Source organism: Halomonas sp. NPDC076908 (assembly GCF_050269715.1).
In the GTDB taxonomy this organism is placed as follows: domain Bacteria; phylum Pseudomonadota; class Gammaproteobacteria; order Pseudomonadales; family Halomonadaceae; genus Vreelandella.
In genome coordinates this window covers 79013-92223 of record NZ_JBNNIW010000004.1, presented here as the reverse complement: position 1 = coordinate 92223, position 13211 = coordinate 79013, and the positions used below count along the sequence as shown (strand labels likewise).

Genomic DNA, 13211 nt, shown 5'->3' with positions numbered 1-13211 from the left:
TCAATCAGATGGCCCGCCATGGCCTTTAGCTAAAAAGGGGGCGGGCCGGGGTCAAGCGAGACGCTTAGCGAATCGGGGGAGCGTACTGGAAGCCACCGTCGTTCCACAGGGCGTTAACACCACGTTCAATTTCAAGCGGTGAGTCCATACCTACGTTACGCTCGAAGCTTTCAGCGTAGTTACCCACTTGGCTAACAATGTTGTAAGCCCAGTCAGCTTCAAGGCCCATGCCTTCGCCGTAGTTGCCGTCTTGGCCAAGCAGGCGAGCAATGTCAGGGTTTTCTGAGTCGAGCATTTCTTCAGCGTTTTCGCTAGTTACGCCATACTCTTCTGCGTTAATCATCGCGAACAAAGACCACTTCACGATGTTGAACCAAAGGTCATCACCTTGACGAACCACAGGGCCCAGCGGCTCTTTGGAGATAACGTCAGTCAAAATAACGGAAGCTTCAGGGTCATCTAGTTGAATGCGCAGTGCGGCTAACTGAGAGGTATCAGACGTCAGAACGTCACAGCGGCCAGCTTGGTAGCCACCCACGGTTTGCTCAGAGGTATCAAATACAATCGGATCGAACTCCATGTCGTTAGCACGGAAGTAGTCAGCCAGGTTCAATTCAGTGGTAGTACCGGACTGGATACAGATAGATGCACCATCAAGCTCGTCAGCACTGGAAATGCCTAGATCACGAGAAACCATGAAGCCCTGACCGTCATAGAAGTTAACGCCGGTGAAGTTAAGACCCAGGGTGGTGTCGCGGGTAGTGGTCCAGGTAGTGTTGCGTGACAGAATGTCTACTTCACCTGATTGCAGGGCGGTAAAACGCTCAACGGCGTTTAGGGAAATATAGTTAACAGCTTCGGCATCGCCAAGAACGGCTGCGGCGACGGCGCGGCATACATCAACGTCCAAGCCTTGCCAGTTACCATCGTCATCTGGTGCTGAAAAGCCTGGCAAACCGTCACTTACGCCACACTGAACGGCGCCACGGTTAACAGTATCTTCAAAGGTGTCGGCATGTGCCGTCGCCATTCCCGCTAAGCTAAGTGAGCCAGCAGACGCCAGCAGCGCCAAGTGTTTTTTATTGAACATTTAGTTTCCCCTCGAAGTAATTAATATAGTTACGCATGCCGGAGCATGTAACTAAACCTAGCAAGGAAGATGCCAACAGGGATATGTCGACAAATTCAGCGCTTTTCAACGCAAAAAGAGCGCTATATACGAAAGTATTGGTGCAGAAACGCACATTAGCGGACAACGATTGCTCTATTTTTGTGCGCGCCGCTAATGTCGTTGTTTGTTGCGTTATGTGGTGGAGGACTAGCGGATGGGTGGAGCGTATTGAATGCCACCATCTTTCCACAGAGCGTTTAAACCTCGGGCAATGTTGAAGCCAGAGTCAGCACCGACGTTACGTTCATAAATATCCGCGTAGTTACCCACCTGTTTGATAATTTGATACGCCCAGTCATGATTGATACCCATTGGCTCGCCAACATCACTGTCTTGGCCGAGCAGGCGCATTACGTCTGGGTTTTCAGAGCCAAGCTGCTCATCGACATTGGCTTGCGTAACGTCTAGTTCTTCCGCATTGAGCATTGCAAACAGTGACCACTTCACAATATTGAACCACTGATCGTCACCTTGTCGAACCGCGGGGCCGAGCGGCTCTTTTGAGATGATTTCAGGCAACACTACCGCCATATTGGGGTCGGCGAGCTGCATGCGCTGAGCGTAAAGTTGTGAAGCGTCGGAACTCAAAATGTCGCAACGACCCGCTTCAAAACCAGCAATCGCCTGTTCGGGAGCATCAAACACGATCGCATCGTAGGTCATGCCGTGGGTGCGAAAGTAGTCGGCAAGATTAAGTTCGCTGGTAGTGCCGGACTGGGTGCATACCGCCGCACCATCAAGCTCTACAGCGCTTTGTACGCCTAGATCACTGGCCACCATAAAGGCTTGGCCATCGTAGTAGCTCACGCCGGTGAAGTTCATGCCCAGGGTGGTATCACGGCTTGATGTCCAGGTGGTAGTGCGTGATAGAACGTCTACTTCACCGGACTGCAGTGCAGTGAAACGTTCCACTGAGTCGAGTGGCACAAAATCCACTTTTGTCGCGTCGCCTAGCGCCGCAGCGGCAATGGCGCGGCACACATCGGTGTCCAGCCCCTGATATTGACCACCATCATCTAATGCCGAAAAGCCCGGCTGGGCGGCGTTAACGCCACAGCGCACGCTATCGCGTTCTTGAACGGTGTCCAAGGTACTGCCGGCCATGGCCATCACAGGTACTAATATTCCGAGTCCAAATCCCAACCAACGAGCGTTATTCATTTGTTATTCCTTCACGTGAAAGGGTCAGCCAACGTAAGCCCATAAAAAAGGCCGAGCAATGCCCGGCCTCAGCGAAACGTAGCATCGCACGTTTATGCGAAGGCTTTACGCATAAACGGCGGCAGCGCTAGCGCACCACGGTGGGCATCACTTGTGTAGTATTGTAGCGGCATTTCGTGCTCGGTGGCTGCTTGCTCGCGGAAGGTGTTAACGTCGGTGGCTTTGCCCGCCAGCGTGACACTCCACCAGCCTGAAGGGTAAACCGGCTGAGGGAAGGGGAGCGTGGCAACGCTGTCAAATCCGGCTTCCTGCATATCGTTGCGCAGCTCACGAATGATCGAGCCACTATGGTATAGCGGTGATTCGCTCTGCTGCACTATCACACCTCCACTTTTCAAAATACGGTGGCAGCGCTTTAAAAAGTCGGTTTTAAACAGCCCTTCGGCGGGACCTACCGGGTCGGTAGAGTCGATAATCAATACATCGATGCTCTCATCTGGTGCATCGTTCACCCACTTTACGCCATCGGCGAACAACAATTCCGCGCGCGGATCGTTATTCGATTCAACCAGCGTAGGGAAGAAGCGCTCTGAGGCCTTGGTGACTTCTTCGTCGATATCAATCTGGGTAACTTTCTCAACGCCTGGGTGGCGTAACACCTCTTTTAAGGTGCCGCAGTCGCCACCACCGATAATCACCACCCGTTTGGGGTCTTGGTGGGTAAACAAAGCAGGGTGAGCAATCATCTCGTGATAAAGAAAATTATCGCGTTCGGTTAGCATCACGCAGCCATCCAATACCATCAGGTTGCCGTAAGTCTCGGTGGCATAGACTTCCAGGTGTTGATATTGGCTTTGTACATCCAGCAGCTTTTCAGAAATCTTCAGCGAGAAAGCGCTGCCGTGGCTATCAAAGACTTCGGTAAACCACTGGTCGTCGCGTAATTCGCTCATCAATTGGCTCCTGAGTGTGATGTATTTGGTTGGGTTGGGATATCCCGATGGTACTGCGGACTTAGCTCGTGCAGCGCCTCCATAAAGGCAGTGACGTTATCCGGGTTGGTAAACTGGCTGATACCGTGACCCAGGTTAAACACGTGGCCCGGGCCGCGACCGTAGCTCTCCAGCACGCGGGCCACTTCTGCCCGAATAGCCGATGGGCGAGCAAACAGCACATTGGGATCAAGGTTGCCCTGCAGAGCGACTTTATGACCAACGCGAGCGCGGGCATCAGAAAGCTCGGTAGACCAATCGATACCTAGCGCATCAGCACTGGCACAGGCGATATGCTCAAGCCACTGGCCGCCATTTTTAGTAAACAGAATGACCGGTACGTGGCGTCCGTCATGTTCGCGGATCAATCCAGAAACGATCTGCTCCATATAGCGCAGTGAGAACTCAAGATACGCTGGTGTAGAGAGTGCGCCGCCCCAAGTATCAAAAATCTGTACCGCCTGAGCACCTGCGCGAATCTGGGCATTTAAGTAATCGGTCACTGCATGCGCTAGCGTATCCAGCAACTGGTGCATGGTATCCGGCGTATCGTAAAGCATGGTTTTCAGGTGGCGGAAATCCTTGCTGGAGCCGCCCTCGACCATGTACGTCGCCAGCGTCCAGGGGCTACCGGAAAAGCCAATCAGTGGCATGCGGCCATTTAACTCACGGCGAATGGTCGACACTGCACGCATCACGTAATCCAAATCGCGCTCGGCATCGGGCACGCTCAGTGCAGCTACTTCTGCTGGCGTGCGCACGGTTTTGCGAAACTTGGGGCCTTCGCCAGTTTCAAAATAGAGTCCCAATCCCATTGCATCTGGAATGGTCAAAATATCCGAGAACAGAATCGCAGCATCCAGCGGGTAGCGTTCCAACGGCTGGAGGGTGACTTCGCAGGCTAGATCGTGGTTGCGGCACAGATCCATAAAGCTGCCTGCATCGGCCCGGCTGGCGCGGTACTCCGGCAGGTAGCGTCCAGCCTGACGCATCATCCATACTGGCGTGCGGTCGACAGGCTGGCGCGCGAGAGCGCGAAGAAAACGATCATTTTGCAACGGTGTGGTGGTCATAGACACTTGCTCTTAAGAAATTTGCCCGCATCGTACTTAGAACCGTATGTGGGATAGTATGTAAATAGGGTATTTAAACAACGTATGTGGGCAATTGTACTTGAAGATAGGCGCTAGGGCGGCGTACTCGGTGGCAAAAATCGTCGCACCCCGCCAATTTTTCTCACCTAATTAACCGATTTTGGCCGCATCGCCACCGTGAGGCGGGCGCCGCTTCCTGGTAGAATAGCTGCCCACTTTGCCAACACTGGTTTGGTTGACTGGTTTGGTTAATCAGCGAGGTAACCTGTGACCATTCGCTTCATTGCTGCTTCTCAGCTGCCCACGCCCTGGGCAACATTTACTATGCATGGCTTCGAAGATGAGGCCACTGGCAAGGATCATATCGCCCTAACGTTGGGTGATGTGACCGGCAACGCGCCAGTATTGGGGCGGGTGCATTCGGAGTGCTTAACTGGCGATGCGCTGTTTTCGATGCGCTGTGACTGTGGCTATCAGCTGCAGGAAGCGCTTAAGCGTATTGCGGAAGAAGGCCGCGGTGTGCTGTTTTATCTGCGCCAAGAAGGGCGTGGTATTGGCCTGTTAAACAAAATTCGCGCTTATAATCTGCAGGATCAAGGCGCCGATACGGTTGAAGCCAACGAGCAGCTCGGCTTTGGTGCCGATATGCGTCGTTACGATCTGTGCGTGCCAATGCTCAATCATCTGGGGGTTACGTCGCTACGCTTAATGACCAACAATCCGCGCAAGGTGGATGCCCTGACTCGCGACGGTGTGAACGTGGTTGAACGCTTACCAATTACCACCGGCCTGAATCCCCATAACGAGCACTATCTCTCCACTAAAGCGGGTAAGCTCGGTCATATGATGGCACTCGATGACTTCACCCACGCCAGCGATGTGGATATTGAGCGCAAGGGGTGATATTGAAAAGGGCGTTGAGTGCCGTACTACTCCACACCCCTGCATAGCATCAGCCGATAGCCTCTTTTAATCATCCGATGAGAAGGGATAAACCTCGTTGGATTCTGTCTCACTTGCGCGCCGACGGGCGCGAAGGTCGCGATAGACAGCGGTGCGCATGAGCAGCATGGCAACCACAGGGGCGGTTAGCAGAATAAACGCGGTGATCAGTAGCTCATGAATCACCAGCCGTGACTGCAACGCAGTAAAAAACAGCATTGAGGCAATTAAAATACAGCCAGCGCCTAGCGTGACCGTAATGGCAGGGCCATGGATACGCTGATAAAAGTGCGGCAAACGCACCAAACCGATGGCGCCAATCAGCACGATAAGACTGCCCAGCAAAAGTAGTAGCGTGACGGGCAGGCTGATCCAAACCGGTAGACTGTCTAGTTCAGGACTCATTCGATTACCTCGCCGCGCATCAAAAATTTGGTGAGCGCTACCGTGGAAACAAACCCAGTTAAAGCGATCAGCATGGCCGCTTCAAAATAGATCAAATTACCGAACCGAATGCCCAGGGCGAGCGCTAGCAGCATGGCACACATCCATAGGGTATCTAGCGCGAGTACGCGGTCTTGGGCAGCGGGGCCGATCAGCAGGCGCACCATGCAGAGAATCATCGCCAGAATAATACATAGCAGCGTGAAGTTGATCGTTAGCGATAAAATGGTCGTCACTGGCGCGCGCTCCTATACATGATCGAAAATCTCGATCAATGGTTTCTCATAGCGTGTCTTGATGGTCTCGATCCACCACTGATCATCGTGGAGGTCGAAAACATGCAACGCCAAATCATGGGAACCGGGCAGAATCTCGACCCATACGGTGCCCGGAGTTGAGTTAATCAAGCACGAGAGCAGGGCCAAACCGTGAGGGTGCTGCAAATCAAGTGGTATTCGGATGAACTGCGAGTTAAGGCCTTTGGGTTTAGCGAACAGGATGATGCGGCTGACATTAAAGCAGGAACGAATAATCTCGATTAACGCCATGGTAAGCAGGCGCGCCAGCACTAAAGGCTTTCTAAATGTCACTGGCGCTAGGGGGCGCAACGGCTTGGTTAGTAATGGCGCTGCAATAGCAAGCAGCCCACCCAGCACTATTTGCCCCGGTGCGACGCTCTCGTTGAGCAGTAGCCACATAACCAGTAACGCAAGAGATAGCAGCGGTGAAGGTAGCCAGCGTTGAAGGCTCATAAGCTCTCTCCCACTGGTTCTTGAGTATATCCTGGCTCTCGGGTAATCACGGGCTCGGAGGCAATTCTATCGATGTATAGGCCGGGCTGATGAAGTGGCTCGGCACTACGCTCCAGATAGGCCAGCGTAGGACCCGCTTGAGCCGTCAATATAACGCACAGCACCAGTAGTGCGGTAATAGGGGCCACTTCAGAACGCTGCAAATGGGGCGGTGATGGGTTGCTGGAGGCCCAAAAGGTGCGCACACCAAAACGCATTAACGAAATAATGCCCGCGAAGCCTGAAAGCACGATTAACGTTAACAGCAACCAAGTCACCATGCTGGTCGCCATCTCTGTTGGATTGAGCAGCGTGTGCATCAAGCCAAACTTGGAGATGAAACCTGAAAGAGGCGGCAGGCCGGTGATCACCAGCGCGCAACCTGCAAACGCCAAGCCTAAAAAAGCCAGCGCGCCTGGAATGGGCACGCCCACAGGCTCGCCTGGCTTGTCCTCCACGGCAAATGCTTCCATGGTCAGTGCTAGCATGGCGGCACCGGGGGTTCTGATCCGCTCGATCAACTCAATGAGCAGCAAGAAGGCAGCGACTGCCAGGGTTGAGCTAATCAGATAAAAGAGTGCAATGTTGATCAGCTCAGGTTGCCCATAGCCCACTGCTGCCAGCAGCGTGCCGGAAGAAATGACCGCCGCATACCCGGCCATGCGCCCTGGCTCTTGGCTGGCCAACAGGCCAATACTGCCAAACGCCAGCGTAATAAGCCCGCCCCACAGTAATAAGTCGAACCCAAATCCTGCCGCCGGCCCCTCTGAGAACAGCAGCAGCCAGAGGCGTAGCAATACATATACGCCAATTTTGGTCATCAGCACCATCATCGCCGCAACCGGCGGCGATGCGGCCGAGTAGGTCGTCGGTAGCCAGAAGCCCAGTGGCCACATGGCGCTTTTGGTCAAAAACGCCAGCGCTAGAATGACGATACCCACTTTTAGCAGCACTAAATCCTCCGCCGCCAAAAGATCCAGGCGCGCTGCAAGATCCGTCATATTCAAAGTGCCGGTCGTCGCGTAAATCAGCGCTACGCCTATCAAGAAGAAAAACGATGCCAGCAGGTTAACCACAATGTATTGCATACCCGCGCGAATGCGCCGGGTGTTGTAGCCGTGCAGTACCAGCCCATACGAGGCGGCCAGCATCACCTCGAAGAAGACGAACAGGTTGAACAGATCATTGGTCAGAAAAGCGCCGTTAATACCCATTAATAGAAACTGGAACAGCGAATGAAAGTGAACGCCAATACGGCTCCAACGAGTCATCGAAAAGACTAACGAGGCAAGCGCCAGCACAGAGGTGAGTAGCATCATCACCGCCGTAAGCCGATCTACTAGCAGCACAATACCAAACGGTGCTGCCCAATTGGCGGAAAGGTAAACGCCAATCCCGTCAGGCCAGTACTCACTATCAGAGAGGTAGAGCAGCACCAGTGAAATCACTAACAAAGAAATAGTGCTAATCAAGTTAATGAGAAACTTACGCTCGTGGCGACGCTCATTCACTAAGATCAGCAGAGCGCCGCATAGTAAGGGCACTATGACCGGTGCGAGGATAAGGTGTTGAACCCAGGATAGGCTCATTTATCCATCTCCTTACCATCAACGTGGTCAGTACCGGTTAAACCGCGTGCGCCAATCATCACAACGAGATAAAGGGCGGTTGTTGCGAAGCCAATTACGATCGCTGTCAATACTAGTGCCTGTGGCAGCGGGTCCGCGTATAGCGAAGGGTCAATCTCTCCCCCGCCTAGTGTTAAGGGTGCCTGATTGATCGAGAGGCGCCCCATAATGAAAATAAACAGGTTCACGGCATAGGAAATCAACAGCAGCCCAGTAATCACCTGGAATGTACGTGGGCGCAGAATCAGCCAAACGCCAGCGCCGAACATAATGCCAATGGCAATCGCGATCACAGCTTCCATCAGTTGGCCTCCTTACCGACGGTGGGGATAGTGGCATTGCTGATAGGTAGGCGATGACTACGCACCGATTGGTGGGCCAAGGCGACAAGAATCAGGATGGTGGATCCAACGACCACGCCAAAGACACCCAAATCGAAAATAAACGCACTGGGCAGGTGGATCTCACCCAGCACCGGCAAGGTTATATGCGCGGTATGCGTCGTTAAGAAGGGATGACCGAACCACCAGGCACCTAATCCTGTGGCGCAGGCGGTTATTATGCCAAACGCAATCCAGCGGTGAGGCTGTAAGCGAAGGTGGCTCTCCACCCAGCTAGTGCCGGCCAGCATATACTGAACAATAATCGCCACGGCAAAGGTAAGCCCCGCCACGAAACCACCGCCCGGTAGGTTATGGCCGCGAATAAAGAAGTACGCAGCAATGACGACCATGATGGGTAGCAGCAACCGTAGGTAAACGCTGGGCACCATCAGGTAGCCGCGTTCCACTTGCTGAGTAGGCGTTTGACCTGCGGCAGGGTCAACGCTGTTAGTTTGCTGGGCAGGAATAGGCACGCTTTCAGGGGCTGGGCGGAAGCGTCGCAGCAGGGCGTAGACCGTCAGCGCCACAATGGCGAGTACGGCGACCTCGCCTAACGTGTCGAAGTTACGGAAGTCGACCAGCAGCACATTCACCACATTGCTGCCACCGCCTTCGGTGAGCGCCCGGGCCATAAAGAACTCAGAAATACCGCCCATCGGAGCAGAACGCACTAGCACCGCATAGCTGACAATCGTCATGCAAAGCCCCGCTATGATGGCCACCACCATGTCGCGGGAGCGGCGCAGCCAAGAAAGTCGCGTGGCCCGAATATTCAACTCTTTCGGTGTCTTTCGCGCAGGCAGCCAGCGAAGACCGAGCAGAATCAGCACCGTGGTGACGGTTTCCACCATCAGTTGGGTCAGTGCCAAATCAGGCGCTGAAAGCCATAGGAAGGTAATACTCACCACAATACCAACACCACCAACCAAGCTTAGTGCGGCTAAGCGGTGATATTTGGCCTGCCAAGCGGCAGCAAGCGCACAGATCGCGCCGATCACCCAAAGACCCGCGAAGAGCGGCGAGAACTCCCCGCCAGATGAAAATGTTAGCAGTGACACAGGGCGCACAATCAATAGCGGTACGACTAACAGCAGAACGATCATCAGCAGCAGTTGAGGCTGAATGCGTCGGGTGCTTAACAGTTTTTCCAGCACGGCAGCGATGGAGGAGATGCGCAACATCGTGCTCTCGTAAGCTTGCTTGCCATTAAAGCGGTGTAAAAATGGCACCCGGCTGGACTGAATCAAGCCGTAACGTGTGCGCAGCCAGATATAAAACAGCACCCCACCGACCAAGGCCAGCGCGCTCATTAACAGCGGTAAGTTAAAGCCGTGCCAAACCGAAAGGCTGTAGTAAGGCGTTTGCTCGCCCAGTACGGAGATCACCGCTGTGTTGAGGAAAGGGCCAACGCTCAAACCAGGAATAACGCCCACAACCAAACAACCCAGCACCAGCAGTTCCACCGGGAAACGCATCCAGCGCGGGGGCTCGTGAGGTTGCCGTGGTAAATCCGTTGCCAGCGGACCAAAGAACACGTAAATGAAGCGCAGCGAGTAGGCAACGCTGAAAATACCCATTAACACCGCCGCCGCTGACATGCTCCAGTTGCGGGCAGACCCCACTGCCAAGGCTTCTGCGAAGAACATTTCTTTTGAAAGAAAGCCGTTTAGCAGCGGTACGCCTGCCATGGCCGCACTGGCTACGATAGCCAAGGTAGCGGTATAGGGAAGTACTTTGTAGAGCCCGCGTAGCTTGCGCATATCACGGGTGCCGCTTTCGTGATCGATAATGCCCGCCGACATAAACAGTGACGCTTTAAAGGTTGCATGGTTAAGGGTGTGGAAAATGGCTGCCACCATTGCCAGCGGCGTGCCAATCCCTAACAGTAAGGTAATTAGCCCCAGGTGGCTGATCGTCGAGTAGGCCAATAAGCCTTTTAGATCATGCTGAAAAATGGCGGTAAAGGCGCCAATTAATAGCGTGCACAGGCCTGCCCCGCCGATGATCCATGTCCACTCCGGCGTTCCCGAAAGCGAAGGCCATAAGCGCATCAATAAAAAGATGCCCGCTTTGACCATGGTTGCCGAGTGTAAAAAGGCCGAGACGGGCGTGGGGGCCGCCATGGCGTGAGGTAACCAAAAATGGAACGGGAATTGGGCGCTTTTGGTTAGCGCACCTAAGGCGACAAGAACTAACGTCGGTAAGTACCAGGGGTGGGCACGAATAATATCCCCCGATGCCAACACAACATCTAACGAATAACTGCCCACGATATGGCCCAGCATGAGCACTCCCACCAGCAGGCATAGGCCCCCCGTGGCGGTCACCGTAAACGCCATGCGTGCACCGCGACGTGCATCCGCACGGTGGTGCCAGTAGCCAATTAACAGAAACGAGGTAAGGCTGGTTAACTCCCAGAATACAACCAGTTGAATCAGATTTCCCGATAGCACCACGCCGAGCATGGAAGCCATAAATGCTAATAAAAAAGAGAAGAACCGTGGAACCGGGTCTTTGGGTGACATGTAGTAGCGTGCATAAATAACCACCAGGACACCGATGCCTAAAATCAGCATTGAGAACATCCAGGCTAAGCCATCCATGCGCAGCACAAAGTTCAACCCGTAGTGGGGCATCCAATCGAGCTGATAACGGACTACCCCGCCAGCATCTAAGTCGCCAGGATTTATCTGGGGGTACAAAGAAGCAGTGATTAATAGCCCCGTAAAGGCAATGCCTCCCGCAAGCCACGCTTCGCGATTACGCGCATTAGCAGGCATTAGTGCGGCGACAATGCTGCCAAGTACCGGCATTAGGATCAGTAACAGTAGCAGCATGGGGCTCCGTCAATATGATGTATTTGAAGGGAGTAAAGGTAGAAATCGAAAGTAGTAGGGCACCAAAACGTATGTATGTAGTATCGACTTACGTGTTGAATTTACGTGATCACATGGTGATGCACAAGCGTAAATGAGCGGTTCTGCATACAACTGCTAGGTGTATAAAACGGTCTCAGTATGCATGATTTGCTATATGTATGTAGTTGAAATAGCTAAATAAGTGATATGCCATTCCAGCGTTTGATCGCCAGAACGGCAAATTACCACACAGCTAGACTGCTTGTTCACGCGCTATCGCACGTGCCATAGCGGGACGTAGAATGTGCCGTTCGCGATAGGCCAGTAGCGTTTCAGGTAAGCGATGTTTCATGCTAATCGCCCAAGAGAGCGTATGGGTTAAAAACACATCCGCGAGCGTAAACGAATTGCCGACCAAATTTTCCTGGCCGTTATAGCGCCGCTCTAAAGCGCTTAACGCTCGCTGAAACTCCCAGGCGCAAATCGGAAGAATGGCTGGTACGCGCTTATCCTGAGGCAGGGCAAACTTATGCTTGGCCTGATTCCATAGTGGCTGCTCAAGTTCAGTGACGATAAAGCTTAGCCACTGGTCAACCTGGGCGCGGGAGGCAGCATCAGTGGGTAGCAGCGTACCGTTGGCATAGTTTTCGGCCAAATAGCGGCAGATCGGCGCTGACTCAAACAGGGCTAGTTCTCCATCCTCAAGTACTGGCACCTTTCCATCCGGGTGGCGTGCCAAATGCTCGGCGGTTTGGCCCTCACCTTTATCCAGCGCTACGTGCTGGCACTGATACTCCAGGCCGAGTTCTTCAAGCGTCCACGAAACTCGTAGCGAGCGTGAGTGGGGGAAGCTGTATAGCGTTATCATGGCGGCGGCTCCTGGATAATAAGCAAACACTTAAATTTAGTGGGCGCGAGTGGTGCTGTCGATTTACAAGGTGCTATTTCTAAACATGCCATTTCTAAGAGCTAGTCGCTTAACCCTCACGCGCTAAACGGATACGCTCATAAGCATTGCCGATTTCGCTGGTACGTGCCTGGGCGACATCGCGCATGCTCTCGGGTAAGCCTTTACCAGCGAGTTTGTCGGGGTGATTTTGACTCATTAGACGACGATAGGCTTTTTTAAGCTCGGCATCGCTGGCGTCTTCAGAAACCCCCAACACGCGGTAAGCGTCTTTAAGCGCTTCTTCGCTAGCGCCTTGAGAGTTCGCCGCTGCGCCGTGCAGCATGGCTTCGATCTGCTGCACTTCCGCATCGCTACAGCCCACGCCGCGGGCGACGCGCAGAATCATGTCGTGCTCAACAGGGTGGAGTACACCATCAGCGGCAATCGCCGTCAGTTGAACCTGGATAAATACTTGACGCAGTACCGGCTGACGCTGGGTTAGGCGATTAACGGAGGCGAGCTCGGCATCTAAATTGAAGTCAGCGGCGCGTCCACGCTCAAAAGCAGCCCGTGCCTTGGCCCGCTGTTCGCCTTGCAAGCGCATCTGGTCAAACAGATTTTCGGCGACGTCCAGCTCGCCTTCGGTCACTTTGCCATCGGCCTGGCACAGGCAGCCCATCACCGAAAAAATCGACTCAAGAAAGCCTTCCTGAATACGCATGCGGGCGATGTTCAGGCGACGGCTCAAGCGCCGTCCTAGCCACCAACCCAGACCGCCGCCAATAAGCAGCCCCACCGGGCCACCGGTTGCAAGGCCAATCAAGGCAAAAATAATAATTAGAAATAGCATGAGGGTCT

The 13211-nt window shown here is 53.7% G+C and carries 13 protein-coding genes; 1 reads left to right on the top strand and 12 read right to left on the bottom strand.

Annotation, left to right across the window (positions count from 1 at the left end; genetic code table 11):
- Nucleotides 1-64: 64 nt before the first annotated feature.
- From ACQKE4_RS03660 to hemE, 4 genes are all read right to left on the bottom strand, one after another.
- Entirely contained in the window at nucleotides 65-1090 is a 1026-nt protein-coding gene (locus ACQKE4_RS03660; protein ID WP_427386946.1) for an amino acid ABC transporter substrate-binding protein, read from the bottom strand.
- Between the two features lie 228 nt (nucleotides 1091-1318).
- On the bottom strand, nucleotides 1319-2332 hold the full coding sequence (locus tag ACQKE4_RS03655; RefSeq protein WP_427386945.1) for an amino acid ABC transporter substrate-binding protein: 1014 nt from the start codon (nucleotides 2330-2332) through the stop codon (nucleotides 1319-1321).
- A 92-nt stretch (nucleotides 2333-2424) separates the two neighbouring features.
- Entirely contained in the window at nucleotides 2425-3285 is an 861-nt protein-coding gene (gene speE, locus ACQKE4_RS03650; protein WP_427386944.1) for a polyamine aminopropyltransferase, read from the bottom strand.
- Nucleotides 3285-4397 (bottom strand): uroporphyrinogen decarboxylase, encoded by a 1113-nt coding sequence (gene hemE / locus ACQKE4_RS03645; protein WP_427386943.1) that lies wholly within the window; start codon nucleotides 4395-4397, stop codon nucleotides 3285-3287. The genes speE and hemE overlap by 1 nt, the downstream gene beginning before the upstream one ends.
- A gap of 288 nt (nucleotides 4398-4685) precedes the next feature.
- Here hemE and ribA point away from each other — a divergent pair, with 288 nt between their 5' ends.
- On the top strand, nucleotides 4686-5321 hold the full coding sequence (ribA, locus tag ACQKE4_RS03640; RefSeq protein ID WP_427386942.1) for a GTP cyclohydrolase II: 636 nt from the start codon (nucleotides 4686-4688) through the stop codon (nucleotides 5319-5321).
- A gap of 66 nt (nucleotides 5322-5387) precedes the next feature.
- Here ribA and mnhG read toward each other — a convergent pair whose 3' ends face one another.
- From mnhG to djlA, 8 genes are all read right to left on the bottom strand, one after another.
- Nucleotides 5388-5765, bottom strand: a complete 378-nt coding sequence (mnhG, locus tag ACQKE4_RS03635) for a monovalent cation/H(+) antiporter subunit G (RefSeq protein ID WP_427386941.1) — start codon at nucleotides 5763-5765, stop codon at nucleotides 5388-5390.
- A complete protein-coding gene (locus ACQKE4_RS03630; RefSeq protein ID WP_298056362.1) occupies nucleotides 5762-6040 on the bottom strand; it encodes a K+/H+ antiporter subunit F in 279 nt (92 codons plus the stop codon). Before ACQKE4_RS03630 ends, mnhG begins: the two co-directional genes overlap by 4 nt.
- A 12-nt stretch (nucleotides 6041-6052) precedes the next feature.
- Nucleotides 6053-6556, bottom strand: a complete 504-nt coding sequence (locus ACQKE4_RS03625; RefSeq protein WP_298056365.1) for a Na+/H+ antiporter subunit E — start codon at nucleotides 6554-6556, stop codon at nucleotides 6053-6055.
- Complete coding sequence (locus ACQKE4_RS03620; RefSeq protein WP_427386940.1) at nucleotides 6553-8184, bottom strand: monovalent cation/H+ antiporter subunit D; 1632 nt, start codon at nucleotides 8182-8184, stop codon at nucleotides 6553-6555. The genes ACQKE4_RS03625 and ACQKE4_RS03620 overlap by 4 nt, the downstream gene beginning before the upstream one ends.
- On the bottom strand, nucleotides 8181-8525 hold the full coding sequence (locus tag ACQKE4_RS03615) for a Na+/H+ antiporter subunit C (RefSeq protein WP_298056369.1): 345 nt from the start codon (nucleotides 8523-8525) through the stop codon (nucleotides 8181-8183). The genes ACQKE4_RS03620 and ACQKE4_RS03615 overlap by 4 nt, the downstream gene beginning before the upstream one ends.
- Nucleotides 8525-11443, bottom strand: coding sequence for a monovalent cation/H+ antiporter subunit A (locus ACQKE4_RS03610; RefSeq protein ID WP_427386939.1), 2919 nt, complete (start codon nucleotides 11441-11443; stop codon nucleotides 8525-8527). Before ACQKE4_RS03610 ends, ACQKE4_RS03615 begins: the two co-directional genes overlap by 1 nt.
- Before the next feature lie 274 nt (nucleotides 11444-11717).
- Nucleotides 11718-12332 (bottom strand): glutathione S-transferase family protein, encoded by a 615-nt coding sequence (locus ACQKE4_RS03605; protein WP_427386938.1) that lies wholly within the window; start codon nucleotides 12330-12332, stop codon nucleotides 11718-11720.
- A 109-nt stretch (nucleotides 12333-12441) separates the two neighbouring features.
- Nucleotides 12442-13203 (bottom strand): co-chaperone DjlA, encoded by a 762-nt coding sequence (gene djlA, locus ACQKE4_RS03600; RefSeq protein WP_427386937.1) that lies wholly within the window; start codon nucleotides 13201-13203, stop codon nucleotides 12442-12444.
- Nucleotides 13204-13211 lie beyond the last annotated feature (8 nt).